The organism is Actinophytocola sp., assembly GCF_045807065.1.
In the GTDB taxonomy this organism is placed as follows: domain Bacteria; phylum Actinomycetota; class Actinomycetes; order Mycobacteriales; family Pseudonocardiaceae; genus Actinophytocola.
The window spans coordinates 1-18,058 of sequence record NZ_JBJMIE010000159.1; the positions used below are offsets into that span (position 1 = coordinate 1).

General features: G+C 70.8%; 20 protein-coding genes and 1 tRNA gene. 12 read left to right on the forward strand and 9 right to left on the reverse strand.

From position 1 onward, the window contains the following. A partial coding sequence (locus tag ACJ73U_RS09310) for a tetratricopeptide repeat protein (RefSeq protein ID WP_407777144.1) occupies positions 1-1,656 on the forward strand: 1,656 nt, incomplete at its 5' end. Here ACJ73U_RS09310 and ACJ73U_RS09315 read toward each other — a convergent pair. From ACJ73U_RS09315 to ACJ73U_RS09330, 4 genes are all read right to left on the reverse strand, one after another. Further along, positions 1,649-4,096: a substrate-binding domain-containing protein gene (locus ACJ73U_RS09315; RefSeq protein WP_407777145.1), complete on the reverse strand. Its 2,448-nt coding sequence runs from the start codon at positions 4,094-4,096 to the stop codon at positions 1,649-1,651. The genes ACJ73U_RS09310 and ACJ73U_RS09315 overlap by 8 nt on opposite strands. 7 nt (positions 4,097-4,103) lie before the next feature. Next, complete coding sequence (locus ACJ73U_RS09320) at positions 4,104-4,424, reverse strand: CU044_2847 family protein (RefSeq protein ID WP_407777146.1); 321 nt, start codon at positions 4,422-4,424, stop codon at positions 4,104-4,106. A gap of 72 nt (positions 4,425-4,496) precedes the next feature. Beyond that, positions 4,497-5,714 (reverse strand): metallophosphoesterase, encoded by a 1,218-nt coding sequence (locus ACJ73U_RS09325; protein ID WP_407777147.1) that lies wholly within the window; start codon positions 5,712-5,714, stop codon positions 4,497-4,499. Continuing rightward, positions 5,714-6,262 carry a PaaI family thioesterase gene (locus ACJ73U_RS09330; RefSeq protein ID WP_407777148.1) on the reverse strand — a complete coding sequence of 183 codons (549 nt, stop codon included), beginning with the start codon at positions 6,260-6,262 and terminating at the stop codon, positions 5,714-5,716. Before ACJ73U_RS09330 ends, ACJ73U_RS09325 begins: the two co-directional genes overlap by 1 nt. 62 nt (positions 6,263-6,324) lie before the next feature. On the opposite strand from ACJ73U_RS09330, the gene ACJ73U_RS09335 reads away from it, so the two are divergent. Genes ACJ73U_RS09335 through ACJ73U_RS09355 form a run of 5 tightly spaced genes read left to right on the forward strand, consistent with a single transcriptional unit; the run spans position 6,325 to position 9,545 of the window. Then, entirely contained in the window at positions 6,325-6,819 is a 495-nt protein-coding gene (locus ACJ73U_RS09335; protein WP_407777149.1) for a hypothetical protein, read from the forward strand. Next, positions 6,816-8,027 (forward strand): WXG100 family type VII secretion target, encoded by a 1,212-nt coding sequence (locus tag ACJ73U_RS09340; RefSeq protein WP_407777150.1) that lies wholly within the window; start codon positions 6,816-6,818, stop codon positions 8,025-8,027. The genes ACJ73U_RS09335 and ACJ73U_RS09340 overlap by 4 nt, the downstream gene beginning before the upstream one ends. Continuing rightward, positions 8,024-8,299 (forward strand): hypothetical protein, encoded by a 276-nt coding sequence (locus tag ACJ73U_RS09345; RefSeq protein ID WP_407777151.1) that lies wholly within the window; start codon positions 8,024-8,026, stop codon positions 8,297-8,299. The genes ACJ73U_RS09340 and ACJ73U_RS09345 overlap by 4 nt, the downstream gene beginning before the upstream one ends. Then, positions 8,296-9,021, forward strand: a complete 726-nt coding sequence (locus tag ACJ73U_RS09350; protein ID WP_407777152.1) for a hypothetical protein — start codon at positions 8,296-8,298, stop codon at positions 9,019-9,021. The genes ACJ73U_RS09345 and ACJ73U_RS09350 overlap by 4 nt, the downstream gene beginning before the upstream one ends. A 20-nt stretch (positions 9,022-9,041) precedes the next feature. Next, positions 9,042-9,545, forward strand: a complete 504-nt coding sequence (locus tag ACJ73U_RS09355; protein ID WP_407777153.1) for a hypothetical protein — start codon at positions 9,042-9,044, stop codon at positions 9,543-9,545. Here the strand turns inward: ACJ73U_RS09355 and ACJ73U_RS09360 are convergent. Continuing rightward, complete coding sequence (locus tag ACJ73U_RS09360) at positions 9,491-10,264, reverse strand: helix-turn-helix transcriptional regulator (RefSeq protein WP_407777154.1); 774 nt, start codon at positions 10,262-10,264, stop codon at positions 9,491-9,493. The two genes, ACJ73U_RS09355 and ACJ73U_RS09360, sit on opposite strands and share 55 nt — an antisense overlap. Positions 10,265-10,308: 44 nt before the next feature. Then, positions 10,309-11,511, reverse strand: a complete 1,203-nt coding sequence (locus ACJ73U_RS09365) for an Ig-like domain-containing protein (protein WP_407777155.1) — start codon at positions 11,509-11,511, stop codon at positions 10,309-10,311. A gap of 352 nt (positions 11,512-11,863) precedes the next feature. Between ACJ73U_RS09365 and ACJ73U_RS09370 the strand changes: the two genes are divergently transcribed. Further along, the gene (locus ACJ73U_RS09370) at positions 11,864-12,067 is read left to right on the forward strand and encodes a cold-shock protein (protein WP_133905397.1); all 204 of its coding nucleotides are present in this window, start codon (positions 11,864-11,866) and stop codon (positions 12,065-12,067) included. Between the two features lie 87 nt (positions 12,068-12,154). Here ACJ73U_RS09370 and ACJ73U_RS09375 read toward each other — a convergent pair whose 3' ends face one another. After that, on the reverse strand, positions 12,155-12,427 hold the full coding sequence (locus ACJ73U_RS09375; protein WP_407777156.1) for a hypothetical protein: 273 nt from the start codon (positions 12,425-12,427) through the stop codon (positions 12,155-12,157). A gap of 811 nt (positions 12,428-13,238) precedes the next feature. After that, complete coding sequence (locus ACJ73U_RS09380) at positions 13,239-13,451, reverse strand: heavy-metal-associated domain-containing protein (protein WP_407777162.1); 213 nt, start codon at positions 13,449-13,451, stop codon at positions 13,239-13,241. Positions 13,452-13,816: 365 nt separating this feature from the next. On the opposite strand from ACJ73U_RS09380, the gene ACJ73U_RS09385 reads away from it, so the two are divergent. The 3 genes from ACJ73U_RS09385 to ACJ73U_RS09395 all read left to right on the forward strand — a co-directional run bounded on the left by ACJ73U_RS09385 (position 13,817) and on the right by ACJ73U_RS09395 (position 15,713). Then, on the forward strand, positions 13,817-14,065 hold the full coding sequence (locus ACJ73U_RS09385) for a hypothetical protein (RefSeq protein ID WP_407777157.1): 249 nt from the start codon (positions 13,817-13,819) through the stop codon (positions 14,063-14,065). A 115-nt stretch (positions 14,066-14,180) separates the two neighbouring features. Beyond that, positions 14,181-14,253 (forward strand) — tRNA-Glu (locus tag ACJ73U_RS09390). A 116-nt stretch (positions 14,254-14,369) separates the two neighbouring features. Next, the gene (locus tag ACJ73U_RS09395) at positions 14,370-15,713 is read left to right on the forward strand and encodes a tyrosine-type recombinase/integrase (RefSeq protein WP_407777158.1); all 1,344 of its coding nucleotides are present in this window, start codon (positions 14,370-14,372) and stop codon (positions 15,711-15,713) included. Here the strand turns inward: ACJ73U_RS09395 and ACJ73U_RS09400 are convergent. Continuing rightward, a complete protein-coding gene (locus ACJ73U_RS09400; RefSeq protein WP_407777159.1) occupies positions 15,689-16,417 on the reverse strand; it encodes an SMP-30/gluconolactonase/LRE family protein in 729 nt (242 codons plus the stop codon). The genes ACJ73U_RS09395 and ACJ73U_RS09400 overlap by 25 nt on opposite strands. 101 nt (positions 16,418-16,518) lie before the next feature. Here ACJ73U_RS09400 and ACJ73U_RS09405 point away from each other — a divergent pair, with 101 nt between their 5' ends. Together ACJ73U_RS09405 and ACJ73U_RS09410 are read left to right on the forward strand one after the other, a co-directional pair. Further along, a complete protein-coding gene (locus tag ACJ73U_RS09405; protein WP_407777160.1) occupies positions 16,519-17,028 on the forward strand; it encodes a SigE family RNA polymerase sigma factor in 510 nt (169 codons plus the stop codon). Positions 17,029-17,030: 2 nt separating this feature from the next. Then, positions 17,031-18,032 carry a hypothetical protein gene (locus ACJ73U_RS09410; protein ID WP_407777161.1) on the forward strand — a complete coding sequence of 334 codons (1,002 nt, stop codon included), beginning with the start codon at positions 17,031-17,033 and terminating at the stop codon, positions 18,030-18,032. Positions 18,033-18,058 lie beyond the last annotated feature (26 nt).

Here is an 18,058-nt window from a genome sequence, read left to right on the forward strand (position 1 = left end):
GAGGTCGAGCACCCGAACGTGGTCCGCATCTACAACTTCGTCCAGCACCCGGACCCGAAGACCGGCAACCTCGTCGGCTACATCGTGATGGAGTACGTCGGAGGGCAGTCGCTGCGGCAGCTCGCCCTCGAGCACCACCGCGAGACCGGCAAGGCCGAGCCGCTGCCGATCGGGCAGGTGATCGCGTACGGGCTGGAGATCCTGCCGGCCATCGGGTACCTGCACAGCATCGAGATGCTGTACTGCGACCTCAAGCCGGACAACGTGATCCAGGCCGGCGAGCAGCTCAAGCTCATCGACCTCGGCGCGGTCCGCAGGATCGACGACTGGGACTCGCCGCTGTTCTTCACCCTCGGCTACTCCGCGCCGGAGCTGGCGACCGAGGGCGCGTCCGTCGCCAGCGACATCTACACGGTCGGCCGCACGCTCGCCGTCCTGTCCATCGAGTTCGGCGGGTACACCACGCGGCACAAGCACACGCTGCCCGGCCCGGACGAGGAGCCGCTGTTCGCGCTGTTCGGGTCGTACCACCGGGTGCTCAAGCGGGCCACGCACTCCGACCCGCTGCAGCGGTTCGCGTCCGCGGAGGACATGGCCGACCAGCTGACCGGTGTGCTGCGTGAGGTCATGGCCCTCGGCACGGGGCGGCCGCGGCCGGGGACGTCGGCCGTCTTCGCGCTGGAGACCAGGACGTTCGGCTCCGGCATGGTCATCGGTGAGCGCGGGTCGCTGCCGTCGCCCGACCCGCTGGAGGTCGCGTCGATCCTGCCGCTGCCGATGGTCGACACGCACGACCACGCGGCGAGCACCCTGGCGAGCATCACCGTCGGCGAACCGGCGGAGATGCTGGCGGCGCTGCAGTCCGCGCCGCAGGACTCGATCGAGGTGCGGCTGCGCATGGTCCGCGCCCGGCTCGAACTGGGCGAGCTGCGCCAGGCCCAGGGTGAGCTGGAGGCCGCGCGCCGCCTGGCGACCGATCCGGCCGACTGGCGCCCGGACTGGTACCAGGGCCTGATCGCGATCGCGAACCGCAAACCGGCGGAGGCGATGACCGCCTTCGAGCGCGTGTACGACGCGGTGCCGGGCGAGATCCCGCCGAAGCTGGCACTCGCGGTCGCCGCGGAGTACGCCGGCAACTACTTCCAGGCCGCCCGCTTCTACGAGCTGGTCTGGCGCACCGATCGCGCGTGGGTGAGCGCGGCGTTCGGCCTGGCCCGCGTGTACCTGGCCCAGGGCGCCCGCTCCGGCGCGATCGAGGTGCTGGAGGCGGTGCCGGACTCGTCCAGTCACCACGTCGCCGCGCAGGTGGCCGCCATCAAGATCAAGACGCGCGCCGACGAGGCGACCCGCGTGACGGAGCAGGACCTGCAGGACGCGTCCCGCCGGCTGGAACGCCTGTCCCTGGACGCCGAACGCCGGACCATCCTGTCGGCGGAGGTGCTGGAGGCCGCCCACGAGTGGGTGCGCGCCGGCCGGCCCGCCGGCGCCCCCGACTCGCCGAACCGGACGGTCCTGGGCTGCAAGCTCACCGAACGCGACCTGCGCTTCGGCCTGGAACGCTGCTACCGAACCCTCGCCCGCCTGGCCAGCAGCCAGGAGAAACGCCACGAACTGGTCGACAAGGCCAACGCCATCCGCCCGCGCACGCTCACGTGAGCCCGCCGAAGTTGCTGAACACCGAGACCATCACCTCGTCGATGTTCTTCGGGTCGATGGCCGCGTCGTAGTACTGCGCCTTGGTCACGTCCGCGATCTTGCCCAGCAGTTCGGTGTCCGCGTCCGCGCCGTAGGGCACCGTGAAGATCCGCACCGAGGTCTCCTGGTTCGCCGCGTCGACGCACTGGAGCAGCGCGGCCCGGCCCGCGTCGTCGGCGGGGTGGTTGCGACCGTCGGAGAGCACGATGACCGCGTTGATGCGGGAGGGGTCGATCCCCGCCTGCAACTCGTTCTTGGCGGCACAGGTCGTCTTGTACAGCGCGGTGTCGCTGCCGGTGGTGAGCCCGTCGATGATCCCGTCCAGCTGTGGCCGCACGTTCCCGACCCGGGACATGGGCAGTAGCTGCGCCCGGTCGTCGGCGAACGTCCAGATGCCGACCTGGTCATCGTCGCCGAGCAGCTTGAGCCCGCGTTTCGCGGCCGGCTTGACCAGGTCGAGCTTGGTTCCGGAGTTCGGGTCCTGCGCGTTCACAGGCTCGTTCATCGAGCCGGACACGTCGATCACGAGCAACACCCGGGCCCGCTTGCGGGTGCCGTCCCACGCCTGCTGCATCGCGTGCAGCACCGCCGGTTCCGGCGGCGTGACGAACTGCTGGGTGCTCCTGGCCGACCCACCGACGGTGTCGGCCAGCGTGCTGGTCGGTCGCTCGCGATGTGCCAGGGCCCGGAACCCGAGGTCGATGAACCGCTGTTGCTGTGCGCCTTCGGTGAGGAAGGCGTAGAAGTCGGCGGCGGCCGCGCGTTGGGCCGCGGACGCCGAGGACAGCACGACGAACGGGTGGTCCAGCTCGATCGTGCCCTCACGGGGGTATACCGCGACCATCCGCTCGTGCGGTCGCTGCCCGCGGTCGAGGTCGGTGAGGTCGCCGGTCGGCGCACCTCGGTTGTACAGGTAGACCAACTGCTCCTGGACCACCACGGCACTGACGGAGGGCTCGTCCGAGGCGCGGCCGCGGTCCTGCTCGTAGAGGTCGCCCATGAACTCGGTCGCGTCCTTGCCGTACCTGAGCACGGACGACTCGATGCCGTGGACGAAGCTCGTCACCGCGCCGTTCGCGAGGTCGGCCTCGGTGATCCCGCTGAGCCGTCCCACGGCGGCGAAGTAGGTCGCCACCGTCGCGGCGAGGCCGGAGGTCGAGTAGTGCGGGTTGTCCCTGCCCAGCACGAACCGGCCCCACTCCGGGTGGCCGAAGGCGCCCCAGCCCCTCTCGTCCTGCGCCAGGGTGAGGATGTCGGCCCAGCCGATGTCGTCGTCGCGGTCACGCATCGCCTTGGCCATGCGTTCGGGCATGGCGACGACGAGCACGCTCGAGGTGACGGCCCTGGGTGTACCCACGATCAGGTCGCCGTGGCCGGCGTACCGCAGCAGCTCGAGCCACAGGGAGGAGGTCGGCAGCCACACCTGCGGTCGAGGTCGTCCCCCGACGGCGGCGGTGGGCCACCCGTCGGCGAGCGCGGTCTGCGCGGTGCCGGAGGTGAGGCCGGTCGTGTGCACCCGCGCGCACTTCCCGTCGCCGAAGGTCCGGCGGGCCGCGTTGTACGACTCGGCGAACTCGGCGAGCAACTCGTCCTTCTCCGTCGACACGCTCACCTCGAGCGGCACGCAGTCCGTCCTCGCCGGTGCGGAAGCGGACGTCCACGGCCGCCAGATCCCCAGCAGCGCACCGAGCACCACCACCAGGGCGAGCGAGACCGGCCACTTCCACGACACCCGCCGCAGCCGGACGGGAGCCGACGGCAGGGCGGTGGGCGGGCGAGCCGCCCTCGGCCACACCGCTCTGAGCCGATCACCGGGGATCGCGTAGCCGTCGTGCTGGTCACCGCGCGTGCTGGCGGTGACCAGCATGCCGACCACGCGTTCTCTCGCGTCGAGGAGCGGACTGCCGCTGTAGCCCGGCTGGACGCGGTGGGCGGCGCCCTCGTTCGAGTCGATCTGGATGAGGCCGGTGCGGACGCGGTGCCGCAGCGTGGCGACCGTCCACGCGCCGTCGGGTCGGGGCCGGTCGGCGGGGTAGCCGTACAGGTGCACCACCGAGTCGGCCTGTGGCCTGGCGAAACCCGGCGGGCTCGTGCCCGGCGGGGCGTTCTCGGCCGGCAGCAGTTCGAGGCCGGCGATGTCGGACGGCCGCTCGTCCGCGTCACCGAGGGTCGGGCCCCACACCGTCACCTGTGCCGTGGCGGTCGGGTGGCCGTCGACCAGCGAGAACTCGACCTCGACCGGGGTGACGGGCTTGCGCCGGTCGTCGTGGTCGCGGCCCAGCACCTGGTTGACCACGTGGGCGCAGGTCAGCAGCCGCCGATCGTCGATGAGGAAACCGACGCCGACCACGCCCGCCGCGCCGCGGAAGGTGACGATGGCGTTGGTCGACCGGGGTGCCATGACCGGGCTATCTCTTCCAGGTGAGCTTCAGGACGAAGTTGACCTCGGCGGTGCCGCTGGCGATGATCACGTTCGTCTGGCCACCCAGTTTCACGCCGAACTCGACCGTGAACTCGTCGGGTGCACCGGACTTCGCCCATTCGGAGAGCGCTTTCACCGTCGGGGTCAGCTCAGCGAGCGCGGCTTCCATGGTGGTGCGGGCGCGGCCGATGATCGCTCCCGGCTTGCCGGCCGGCACCAGGTCGCTCATGTTCGGGTCGGTGACCTCGACCAGCACCGGACTGCCGTCCTCCAGCGGAACTTCCAGCAGGTAGGCGTGCGGCGACATGCGCGATCCCCCTCGGTGATGCGGCTCAGCGAACTATAGAGCGAAGCCGAGCGGTCGCGTAGCGTGAATGAGCTAGCCCGCGCTGTGCAGTGACAGCACCGTGATGTCCGGCGGGGCGCCGACCCGCACCGGCGGACCCCAGAAACCGGCGCCACGCGTCACGTACAGCTGCGTGTGGTCCACAGTGGACAACCCGGCGAGCGCGCCCTGCTGCAGGCCCACGACGTAGTGGAACGGCCACAGCTGGCCGCCGTGCGTGTGGCCGGACAGCTGGAGGTCCACGCCGCGGGCCGCGGCGTCCGAGACCTGGACCGGTTGGTGTGCCAGCAGGACCGTCGGGCGGGACGACGAGACCCCGGACAGCGCGCGGTCGAAGTCGGGGCCGTCGTCGATCGAGCGGCCGGAGAGGTCGTTGACGCCCGCCAGGTCGAAGGCGCGGCCGATGGCGGTGTTCTCGTTGCGGAGTGGGTGCACGCCGAGGCGTTCCAGCTCCCGCAGCCACGCCAGCGGGTTGCCGCTGAAGTACTCGTGGTTGCCCGTCACGAAGAACGCGCCGTCGCGGGAGACCAGGTCGCGCAGTGGCGCGGCGGCGGGCCCCAGCTCGTCGACCGTGCCGTCGACCAGGTCGCCGACGATCGTCACCAGGTCCGGGGAGGTCTCGTTGATGATGCGGACGATGCGTTCGGTGTGCGCACGGCCGGAGATCGGGCCCAGGTGGATGTCCGACACGACCGCGATCCGGTAGCCGTCGTACGCCGGGTCCAGCGTGCGCAGGCGGATCGGCACGCGCAGCAGGTCCGGCGGGCCGAGAGCGTTCGCCATCCCCACCCCGACCGTGCCGACCGAGACCGCGCCCGCGACCGCCGCGCTCGTCCGGGCCAGGAACAACCGCCGGCTCAGACCCGCCGGGGCCGGCTCCGCGACGGTCGGCTCGGGAACGGTCGACTCCGCCTGCGCCGAGGTGTCGGCCGTGGCGGACGCCTCCAGCGGCTTACGGCGCGCCCAACCGCGCAGTGCGAGCCGGGGCAGCTCCAGCACCGCCAGCGTCAGGAACAGGTAGATGAGCAGCGCGAACCAGACGTACCCCGGCCACGCGAACCACGTCGACCTCGTCGGTCCGATCACGCGCGGCAGGACCAGCGTCGCGACCAGGAGCACCGTCAGCCCCACGAGCACCCACGTGAGCACCCGCCGCACCGGGCCGGGCCGGGTGGTGTCCTTGACCAGGCGTTTCCACAGGTACCAGTGCAGCAGCGTGACCAGCACGCTGAGCAACAAGCCGAAGACCATCAGGGGTTCACGTCCGGGTGAACGTCGCGCGGGTCGGCGGTGCCGTGCGTGGTGAAGTGGCTGAAGTCCACGATCACGAACAGGGCCCGCGCCCGCAGCGCCAACTGCCCGTCCGGCGCGTTGAGCCGCCCGTCCGCGCTCGCGTACACCTTCCGCCCGGCCACCCCGTCGAGCTTGCCGACGATGTGCAGCGTCGAACCGACCGGCACGGGCCGCAGGAAATCCGTCTCCAGCCGCCCGGTCACCGCGGGCCGGCGCAGCAGCTGCCCGACCGTACTGCCGAGCGCCTCGTCGAACGCGCAGGCCAGCAGCCCGCCGTGCGCGAGCCCGGGTGCACCCTGGTGCGCCTCGGTGACGGTGAACTGGGCCATGATCGTCGAGTCCGGGCCGGACTCGGTGCGCAGGCGCAGGCCGCCCTCGATCTCGTCACCGCAGCCGAAGCACTGGGCGTAGTGCGGGCCGAGCTTGGTGCCGGGGGCGGGGGCGTCCGGGTGCGGCGCCGGCACGACGACCTCTACCGGCGGCCACTTCGGGGGTACACGACTCACTCGTTCAGCGTAAAGCTTGTCCAGTTGAGTCACGGCCATGTCCCACCGTGCAGCGTTCGCGCGTGACTGTCGGCACAGTGTGCTGGAATGCCCACATGGGGCCCGAGCGGATCGACGACCTGACCGACGCGAGACGGCTGCGCCACGAGTACGGCGAGCGGACCGTCGCCTACCTGCTGCCCGAGATCGACCGGATCGAGGGGCAGCGGCACGGCGTCACCGGCGAGGGCATGGACGGCATCGAGGTCGACCTCGACGCGTTGCGGCAGGCCGAGCGCGACCTGGCCGTCCTGCACGACGACCTCGCCGCCCACCTGACCGAGGCCGACGACCTGACCGGCCCGCTCGGCGACGGCAAGAGCCCGGTGGCCGCTCCCATGCGGCTGGCGTTCCAGACCCGCGCGGGTGACGAGGGCGGGGTGCAGACCGCGTTGCAGCAGTACATGGCGGAGCTGCTCGCCGTCCGCGTCACGATCCTGAAGACGCTCGCGTCCTACCAGAGCGTGGAGCAGGAGACGGTGAGCCGGCTGCGGCGGCAGGCGGAGGAGATCGCGTGAACGACTACGACCACGACCGCCGGCACGAGACGTGGCGCGAGGCGCACGGCTGGTCGGACGACGCGAAGGACAAGCGCGACAGGCTGACCAGGGCGCGGCAGCGCAACCGCGAGCCGGGCCGCTTCGGCAAGGTCAACTGGAACGCCTATCAGCACGACCAGCTGTACGACATGATCATGACCGCGGAACCCGGCGCGATGGCCACGCGGGCCGGCCAGTGGCAGTCGCTCGCGGCCAGGATCGACGCCACCACCGGCGAGGTGCGGCAGACGATGGAGCGGCTGCTCGGCGCGTGGCGGGGGCAGGCCGCGGTCAACTCGGCCGAGTCGAACACGCGGCTCGTGCAGTGGGCCGGGGACGCGAGCGAGACCGCGAGCACGATCGCGCAGAGCATGGCGAACTACACCGAGGCGGTCGAGCGGGCCCAGAAGCGCATGCCGGAGCCCGCGTTCGCGAGCGCCGAACGCAACTTCCGCGACGGCTACACCGTGGTCGGCACGGGCGGCCCGAGCACCGCCATCCTGCTGCAACAGCTGCTGTCCGACGGCATGGTCAGCAACGAGGCCGCCCGCGCCCGCAAGGCGGAGGCCGTGGCCGTGATGGAGACCTACGAGGCGCAGAGCAAGGACGTCCACGACTCGATGCCGCACTTCACCGACGCGGCACCGACGACCAACGACGTCCCGGACTGGACGCCCGCCCCGGACCCCGGTCCCAGCACGCGCACCCCGCACGTCACGCCGCCGCCGAGCGCGGGGACCGGCGCCGGCGGCCCGGGCGCCGGGAACGGGACCGACGCCGGCCCGGGCTCGACGACCGGCGCGGCGGGGTTCCTGGCACCACCCGATGGGGTCACCGGTACCGGCTTCGGCAGTGGTCAGGGCAGTGGCTTCGGCAGTGGCTACGGCAGTGGCTACGGCGGCACGTACGGCGGTGGCCTTGGCAGTCTCGGCTCGGGCGGCTCGGACGTCATCCGCAACTCGCCCGGCTTCGGCGCGATGGCCGGCGTGGGCGGAGTGCCCGGTCGCGGCGCGCTCGGTGCGGGGGCCACGGGTCGGGTCGGGGGCGGTGCGGGCGGCGCGTTCGGCGGGATGCCGTTCGGGCGCGCGCAGGACGAGGAGGACACGGAGCACCGCAACAAGTACGAGGTGGGTGTGGACTTCCTCGACGACCTGCCGCCGGCGTACCCGCCGGTGTTCGGCGCGTGACCGGCTTCGAGGCGGACCTGCCGGCGATCGGCTCGGCCGCGGCGGCGTTGCGGACCGCCGCGGACTCCCTGGCCGTCGAGCTCGCCCCGCCCGGTGACGTCGGCCCCGGTCGGCTGGGTCCGGCGGTCGCGGCCCTGCTGGCGACCGCGTCGGCGGACCTGGCCAGCGCCAGAACGACGGTCACCGAGATGTCGGCGAGCGTGGCCCGCGTGCGCGACACGTACGCCGACCTGGACATGGGCGCGGCCAGCCGGTTCGATCAGGGCCCGTGACCTACCGCGGACTCGGCTTCGACCCCACGCCGGGCAGCGTGGACGCGGTCGGCGAGGTCGTGGCCCAGCTCCGCGCCGCGGTGGACGCCCTGTCCGCCGCGGACTCCGGCATCCGATCGGCGACCCGGCACGCGGCGACCTGGCAGGGCGCCGCCGCGGACGCGTTCCGCGAGCACGCCGTCCCACCGGGGGACCCCGAACGACTGAGGGCGGCGATCCCCGTGCTGGAGCAGTGGGCGGAGACGCTGGCGGCGAACCACCGGCGCGCGGAGGAGTTGGACGCCCGGGCCACGCGCCTGCGCGGTGCGCTGGACAACGCCCGGGACGCGTTGCAGGACAGGCAGAACGAGCGGGACCTGGCGGCCACCGCGGCCGCCGCGGCGACCGCGGACGCGGCGGTGCGGGTGGCGACGGAACGGGTGACGGCCGCGGAGGCGGCGCTGGAGGCGGTGCTGTCCGAGGCCCGCACCCTGGCCGACGACCACCTGCGCGCGGCCGACGAGGCCGCGGTCGCCCTGGGTACCGTGCCCGCGCAGGAGCGCGCGGAGATCAGCGCGGTGGCGGGCGTGCTGCGCCGGTCGTCCCGCACGGCGATGGTCCTGGGGACGCTGGTGTCGCCGAGAGGGTTCACCACCCCGCCAGGTGGCGCGGTGGCCGCGGTGCTGGCTCAGCGGGAGCCGGGTACCGGCGAGTTGATCGAGCTGAACGAGACACCGCGGTGAAGCTGGCGACCGTCCCGGGGTTGACTCCGATACCGACGCAGTCCGTCGAGGCCATGGCGGCGGCGTTGGCGGCGTTGATGGTCGAGGCCCGCGGCCCCGAGACCGCACATGACCCGGGCGTGGCACTCGCGGCGCAGGACGCCGCCGAACTGGCCCACGAGAACGGCGCCGGCCTGGTCGCCGTGCTCACCCACGCGGACGCCGATCCGGCGATCCTGGTCGGCAACGTCGTGCCCGCGGACGTCCCGGTCGAGGACCTGCGGCGCCACCTGGTGGACGAGGACGACATCCACGAGGTGACCACGTCCGAGACGACCCGCGGCTACCCGGTGGTCATCGCGGAACGCCTGCTGATGTCGGGCGCGCAGTTACAGGCCGTAGTGGTCGCACCGGCCTGGCACCGCATGGCCGTGTTCACCCTGCACTCGCGAACGGGACGCGGCTGGTTGGAACTGGCGGCGATTCTCGGTCAGCTGGTGTCCTCGGTGGATTTCACACCACCGGCCGACAGCGCGTCCCGGTAATCACTCGGCGAAGACCCTGTCAGTTTTCGGAAAGTGCGGGAGAAATGCGCCGCATTGGCGAAACCGCACTGTCGGGAAATCTCACCGATGCCCCGGGACGCGTGCGCCGGGTCCGCGAGCAGCTCCTTCGCCCGGTCTATTCGCAACTGTCGAATTCGACCGGACACACCGTCACCGTCGTCGAACAGCTGGTACAGCCGCCGGCGCGAGATGAACAGCGCTTCGGCGATCCGCTCGGCCGTCAGCGCCGGATCCGGCAGGTGCGTCCTGATGTACTCGACCGCCTCCCGGCGCCGGGAGGCGAGTGCGTCCGCGCGGTCCAGCTCCGTCCGCAGCGCACTGCGCAGGACCAGTTCCGCGAGCCCGGTCAGGTACGGCTTGACGCCGTGCTGGTCCAGACCATCGGCGGCGGTGAGCAGGTGCGACACGGCCGAGGCGAACAACGCCTGCAGTGGCGCGGCCACCGGCACCGGGCGGAACATCAGCGGCCGCAGCTCGGCGAAATCGAGCGAGAGTTTCGCGGTGGCGACGGTCAACAACACCGTCCCGCCGCGGCTGGCCCGCAGCGAACAATCCGAAAAAGACAGGACCCCCGGCACCGGCCGGGGGACCCGCATCAACAGTTGTACCTGCGCCGGCGAGCGCGGCGGTTCGGCCGGCGCGTCGATCGCCGTGCGCACCGCGCTGGCCCCGGACGCACGTACGACCAGATCAGTCATGTTGCCCCAATGCTCGTCCCGCACCGGGGCAACACCCTAGGAAATCAGGCCGCCTTCGCCAACCACTGGTCCCAGGTGAACGCCCAGTCGTAGTAGTCGCCGTCCTCGGGGCCGAGCTGGTTCGTGCTGCCGGTGATCTCCACCGGGTCGCCGACCATCGCGCTGTCGAAGTAGACCTTGGCGTTCGCCGGGGACAGGTTCGCGCAGCCGTGCGAGACGTTGCGCCTGCCCTGCTCCGGGACCGACGGCCCGTACCCGTGGATGAACTCGCCGTTGTTGGAGATCCGCACCGCCCACGGCACCACGACGTTCTCGTAGTGGTACTTCGGGTTCGACATCGAGTAGGTCTCGTGCTTCGACATCACGACGTGCGTGCCGCTGTTGGTGACCCGGCCCGGGTCGGAGTCCAGCCCGTAGCTCGCCGGGTAGTCCGCGACCTGCTGCCCGTCCCGGATGATCACGAGCCGGTGCGTCTGCGTGTTGCCCTGCACGATCTGCGACCGCCCGATCGTGAAGTTCGCCGTGCGGTCCTCGGCGCCGTACTTGCCGTCCCCCAACGGCGTGCCGTACAGCTTCGCGACCAGGCTCACCTGCGTGCCCGGCGCCCAGTACGTCTTGGGCCGCCAGTGCACCTGCCGGTTGGACAGCCACGCCCAGGCACCCTCGGTCGGCACGGACGTCGTGACCGTCAGCGCCTTCGTCACGCTCGCCTTGTCGGTGACGTCGCGGTCGAACGTGATCGCGATCGGCATCCCGACCCCGTAGGTCTTGCCGTCGCCCACGTTCAGCGACGCGTTGATCTGCCGGGCGGGCGTGACGGTCGTGAAGGAGCCGGTGATCGGCGCCGACTTGCCGTCGGTGCCCTTCGCGGTGCCCGTCCAGGTGTACGTCTTGCCGTAGCCGAGCGGCTCGCCCACCGTCCAGGTCGTCCCGTCCGGCGACAGCGCGCCGGTGACCTGCTTGCCGGCCGGGTTGGTCAGCGTCAGCGCCTCGATCCTGCCGTCGGCGACGGTGACCTTCACGGGCGCGGCCGGTGACACGTCCGCGGCCCCGGACGCCGGATCGAGAGTGATCTTCGCCGGCGGCTTCGGCGCCGCCTGACCGGACGGGCTGGTCGCCGCGCCCTTGCCCCCTGTGGCGGCGCCGTCGCCGTCGCCGCCGGAGGTGCAGGCCGTCAGCCCCAGGACGGCCACGATCCCGGCCGTCAACAGGGCCTTTGACAGCAGCCGTGACCTCGTTGCACCCATCAGTTCCCCCTACAGACCCGCCGCGCCTTACTCACATGTGTTTCGACGCCTTTGAGTGGATCCGCGTTGGCTCAAACGCGTGTGAGGCAGATCACAATCGTTCGCCCGCGCTCAGCCTGCGGAGATCGAACCACGGGTGTAATCAACCGTGTGCAAGTAGTAGTGCTCGGAGTGCTGGACGCGCTACGCTCTGCCGCGCAGGCCGTGGTTTCTGTGTTCGTGCTTTACACGCTCGCGGAACGAAAACGCGGGCGTGCCGCACTTCCGTTGCAGGTCGGCGGAGGCAACGCCCGAGGGGCTGCCGGGGTTGCACGGTGTAACCCCATGCTGATCCTGCGATGGAGGCAGGCGGATGGCACAGGGCACTGTGAAGTGGTTCAACTCCGAGAAGGGCTTCGGCTTCATCGCCGTTGACGAAGGCGGCGACGACGTCTTCGTGCACTACTCGGAGATCCAGGGTAAGGGCTTCCGAACTCTGGAAGAGAACCAGCGCGTCGAGTTCGAGGTCGGGCAGGGCACAAAGGGCCCCCAGGCGACGAACGTACGCGCACTGTAGGTAGCTCACTGCGAGAAGGGCCCCGGTCGGGTGCGACCGGGGCCCTTCTTTTCAGGGTCTGTGTGTCTGGGTCGGGGTTCCTGGGTCTCAGCGGCGGGGAAGCTGCTGCGCCTCCCACTCGAGGCGCTGCATGACCCACTCCTGGGCGAGCGCGAGTGGCGAGGTCTGGTTGTACGCCGCGATCTCACGCAGCTGCTCGTTCGCCATCAGCGACAGTCGCAGCTGGTAGACCTGCGACCCACCGAAGCGGCGGCCGGAGCCGGTCGTCTCCGGGTCACCCTCGGGGGAAAGGGCGGCCAGGTACGACTCGAGCTCGTGGTCGTTCTCGACAAGCTCGCCTTCGGTGCGATGGCGCCCCACATCAGCGGCCTCAGCCGCCGGCTTGGCGCTAGGTCGACTACGTCCGGTGAAAATCACCATAGGAGGATAACGAACAGGTTGCGGTGTGACCAGCAAGGCAACCAACTTCCCCCATGAGTGTCACGTCACTTTCCGTATACGCGCAGGCCAGAGCCCCCGTGGGCGCCAGCACGAACACAGAAGGAGCGGCCACCAGCAAGGCATAGGTGGCAAGAGCAAGTGACAAGAGCAGCGGCCCAGGTGCCCAGCTCTAGGAAGCCCCGCCAAAGACGCCCGAAGAAAGAGGCCCGAAGGAGGCCCTAGCCGTCAGCTCGCGAGCCGCCCACAGCGCCGTGAGCTGCCCAGCCGCCGACAGCGCCGTGAGCTGCCCAGCCGCCGACAGCGCCGTGAGCGCCGTGAGCTGCCCAGCCGCCGACAGCGAGGGGGGTCCGGGGGCGAAGCCCCCCGGGCGGGGTTTGGGGGTAGCACCCCCAAAAAAAGGTCGACATCCGCTAAACGGTGAGCGCGTTCCGCGAACATGCGTCGCGGAGGATGGAGAGGCCCCCGCGCCAGGGGGAGGAACGCGGGGGCCGGAGGGGATCTCCACAGGCGCTGACCGGGGGTGTGTCAGCGAGTCGATTGTTGCACGCGCACGCGACTCTCGCGAGGGGGCAAAGGTGAAAACTTCTAGGTAACTATTCACAGAGTGTCGGACCGGACACGCAACTCTTCACCCTGCTCGACCTCGACCAGGGCTGATGCCCGAACGGGTGCGTCGCGGCCAGGACCTCGACGAGCCGCGGGCAGGACCTCGGAAGAGTCCGTGCGGACATCATTCGGTCAGGCTGTGGCCAGTCATGGCCAGTGCGGCCTGCACCCGCGGCAGGCTCAGCTCGCCGGCGCTGGCGATGGTCACGGCGCCGGTCTTCAGGTTGACCGCCACATCGGTGACGTGATCGAGCACGGACAGCTCCTCGCTCACGGAGCTGGCGCAGTGGTCACAGGTCATGCCATCGACCCGGTAGACGTTGTAGATCGTGTGCATGGGCACTGAACTCGACTTCCTTCCTCTCCGGTCCCTCCTTTCTGAGCTTCGTCGCCTGGTCGGGAAGGCAAGATCCCCCACATGGGTCGGATTGCCGACGTTGCGTTACCGCAGGTCACGCGGGTTGCGGCGGGCGTACTCGATCAGGGGGACCACTCAGGGAGGGTCCCGTGAGGTCCACTGTGTGCGGATGCGCCCATTCGGGTGAGCGTCGCCCACACAACCGGTACCCCGTCGATCGTCCGGGTGGACGACCGGCAAGCGCTGACTACTAAGCGTGCGCTCACGATTCACTCCTCGGGGGGCTGTGGCGGGCCCCTCCGGTCTCATAGCCTTCCCCGAAACCTGATGGTCGGGGAGGCGACATGAGCGGTCCGGTCGAAGTTCGCGATTTCCTCTTGCAACACGACACGCGGGACACCGCCCTCAACTTTGGTACCGGCGGTGTACCGACACAGCGCAACGGTGAGACCTCACGGGTGTCCGACGAGCAGGTCAGGCGTGCGCAGCTCGCCGTGGCCGCCGGCTCGAACGGCATCGAGGACTGCCGCGAGCTGCTGGACATGCTGGGCCTCGTGCCCGGGGAGGACGGCATCCCGCCCGTTCGACGGTAACGTGCGCCAGTCGGTGGAACCCGGGTTTGTCGAGGTAGGACCGCTTCCAGAGACCCGCTTGCCGGGCCCCCGGACGCATGTCATACGCTTTCGATGCTCCAAGTGGGCAACCCGGGCTCCCATCGTCTAGCGGCCTAGGACTCCGCCCTTTCAAGGCGGCAGCGCGGGTTCGAATCCCGTTGGGAGCACCCTCCGCCATTGAGGCGACGTGAGGCAGGAAACCAGCAGGTAGACGGCGGTTTCCAGGCCCAAGAGGTGCGACCGCGGGGTCTGTCACCAGCGATCTTGGAAAGGATCGCGTGGCATGGCTCGTGACAAGACCACCATTCCGCTGAACCACAGGGTTCATCCGGTCCGGCGGGGTGCCCGAGGGTCCATCAGTCGGCTGCCCAGCGGATCGCTGCGAGTACGGGTCTATGCCGGCACCCATCCCGTCACCGGCCGCCAGCACAACCTCAGCCACACCGTCCCCGACGGCCCCACCGCGCACGCCGGCGCCGAAGCCGCCTGCCGCCGCCTCGTCGACCAGGTCCGCGACCGCCGCCGGCCCCGCTCCGACCTCACCGTCACCGAGCTGCTGGACCGCCACGTCGACCTGGTGCACGCCACCGACACCACCCGCCGCTCCTACCGCCACACGGTGACCAAACACCTCCAACCCCGGCTCGGCCATCTCCGCCTTTCCGCGGTCACAGCCGAGGTCCTCGACTACCTCTATGCCGTGCTGCGCCGCTGCCGTGACCACTGCGACAACCGCCGAAACGGACGCCAGCCCGAGGACGGACACCGCTGCCGGCCGCTGCAACCCGGCACCATTCGCAAGATCCACTACCTGGTCAGCGGCGCCTACCGGCGCGCGGTCCGCTGGGGCTGGATCGACCGCAACCCCGCCGCCGACGCCGCCCCACCCCGCGTCCCGCACCCCGAACCCCACCCTCCGACGCCCGCCGAGGCCGCCCGCATCCTGACCGCCGCGTGGGCCGACCCCGATCTCGGGCCGCTGGTGTGGTTGGCGATGGCCACCGGAGCGCGCCGCGGTGAGCTGTGCGCGCTGCGCTGGCGCCACGTCGATCTGACCCGCCGGGTGCTGGTGATCCGGACCAGCATCGCCCGATCCGGTAGCGACACCTGGGAGAAGGCCACCAAACTCCACCAACGCCGCCACATCGCGCTCGACCCGCGGACGGCCGCGATGCTCGCCGCCTACCAGCAGACGCGCCGGCATCGTGCGGCGCTGGCGGGCGCGACCCTGATCGACGAGGGCTTCGTGTTCTCCCCCCGCGCCGACGCCACCACCCATCCCGTGCCGGACGCGCTCAGCCGCCACTACCACCACCTCGTCACCCAGCTCGGGATCCGCACCACCCCGCCACTACTCGGCCACCGAACTCATCACCAGCGGCGTCGACCTGCGCACCGTCGCCGGCCGACTCGGCCACGCCGACGACGGCCGCACCACCCTGCGCTACAACACCGCCTGGGTGAACGAAGCCGACCAACGCGCCAGCCACACCCTCATGCACCGCCTCCCCACACCCCACCCGCCACCCACTCGCGGCCGGTACGTCCGTACCCGGCCCTGATGGACGCCCCGGCACTGCGTGCCCTGCTGCGCGGGCTGCCTCAGAGCGGTACGGAGAGCACCTGACCGCTGCCGGGCGTGACCATCTCGTCCTCCGCCATGCCGCGCCACTCGGCCGCCGCGACGTACAGGGTGCCGCCACCCACCACGCAGTCGAAGCCGCCGCGGTCGAGCTGGACCGTCCGCAGGACCTCGCCGCCCGCCGCCACCCGCACACAGCACTGGTTGGGCACGTCGGCGTACCAGACCGCGCCGTCGTCGTCGACGCAGATGCCGTCCGGCGTGCCCGCACCCAGCTCCGCCCACACCCGGCGGCCGGACAGCGTGCCGTCCGAGGCGATGTCGAACGCGGTCAACCGGTGGCCGTGCGACTCGGCGACGATCAGCGTGTCCCCGGTGACCGCCATCCCGTTCGGGAACGCCAGGTCCCCGGCGACCTCGCCGTACCCGGCCAGGTGGATGGTGCCCGCCGGGGCCGTGAAGTCGGGCCGGTTCACGTAGATGTGCCCGTGGCCGTCGACCGCGATGTCGTTCCAGCCCGTCCGGCCGAGGTCGACGTCGGGACCTCGCAGGCGACCCGCGGCCGAGTCGACGATGACGAGGGAGCCGTCCGGCAGGAAGTCGAAGCACAGCGGCAGCGACCGCACCGACGCCAGCACCCCGCCCGGCACGGCGAGCACCTCGCCCGCGGACCAGTCGGACACGTAGAGCCGCCCGTCGTGCCAGCGGATGGATTCCAGCAGGCCGCGGCCGGTGAGTAGTACGTCCATGCCGCTCATACGAACAGGCGCCCGGCAGGTCGACAAGAACTCGCAGAACGCGCCGTGGCTCCGAACCCGTCGAGAGGGTACAGAGGCACGGAAGGAACACGATGCAAGCAGCACTGGAACGGGAGTACGTCGACTACGTGCGTGCCGCCCTGCCCTGGCTCCGCCAGTCCGCGTTCCGGCTGTGCGGGGACGCGCACCGCGGTGACGACCTCGTGCAGCAGACGATCACCAAGCTCTACGTGAACTGGCGGCGGGTGCGGGGGGCCGACAACACCGATGCCTACACCCAGCGGATTCTCGTCCGGGTGTTCCTCGACGAGCGCAGGCTGCGCTGGACCGGGGTCTCGCTGTTCGCCGCCGCGCCGGAGGTCGCCGTCGAGCCGGACCAACGGGCCGAGGACCGCGCCACGCTCCGGGCGGCGTTGAAACACCTGCCGCGCAGGCTGAGCGAGGTGCTGGTGCTGCGGTTCCTGTTCGACATGTCGGTCGACGATGTAGCGCACGTGCTCGGCTGCAGCCCCGGCACGGTCAAGAGCCAGACCGCCAGGGCACTCACGTCGATGCGGCAGCGGCTCGGTACACCTTCTCCACTCACGGCCAAGGAGGCCTGATCATGGAACGGCTTTTTGAGATACTGCGCGACGATGTCCCGTTGCCGCCGTCCGAGGTAAACATCGAGCGCGCCATGCGTGCCGGGCGGCGCCGGGTCCGCGGACGCATGCTCAGCGTGGGCGCACTCGTGGTCGCGGTGCTGTCCGTGGTGTCGGTGGTCGGACTTGCCCGCACCCCGGGCGTCGAGACGGCACAGCCCCCCGGCGCGGAATTCGACCCGCTGCGTCGGGTCATCACGCTCGACAGTTCGGTGGCCTCGATGACCCGCTACGAGACCGCACGGCACTGGCAGCAGGCCTATCTGGCAACGGAGGAGGGCGTCGGTGACCTGACGGTGTTCGCACCGGGTCGCCCACTCGTGGACGACGCCGGGCACCCCATCGACCCGAAGACCGGCACCCCGGCCGATCCCGTGCAGGGCAGGCCTGCCTACTGGATCAAGTTGGACGACGACTTCGCGCTCGCGTGGCAGTGGACCGACGGGGGCTGGGCGTTCCTCTCCATCGCGGCCGAGGGGACCTACATTCCCGCCCGGGACGCCATGGCGCGGGTCGCGTCCGCGGTGCGGGTCACGGCCGGCTCACCGGTGACCACACCGTTCACGATGCCGCGGCCCGAGCACCGCAAGTTCGTCGGCACCGACACATCCTTCATGCTCGATCCTCGTAGGGGGACCTACCTGGTCTTCGCCGCTGACGACCCCACCCATCCGGACGAGATGACCTATCCCAACCTCGTTCCGTCGAGGCCCACGGAGACGCGGATCATCGTCGGCGTCGACGAGAGCATGGACACCGGGGCCGGCCACTCGAACCGGACCGTGGACGGGCACCTCGCGCGTGTCTCGGGCAACGAGATCTCGATCTACGACGTCATCGGCCGGTTCGACATCCGTGCGCGAGGATCCGCCGACGGCGAGACCCTGTTCGCCATCGGCCGGACCGTGCGGCTGGTGCCGAACCCTGCCGACGAGTCGACCTGGACCGACCGGCCGCTCCGGTGAGGTCAGGAGGTCGCGCGAGCAGGCCC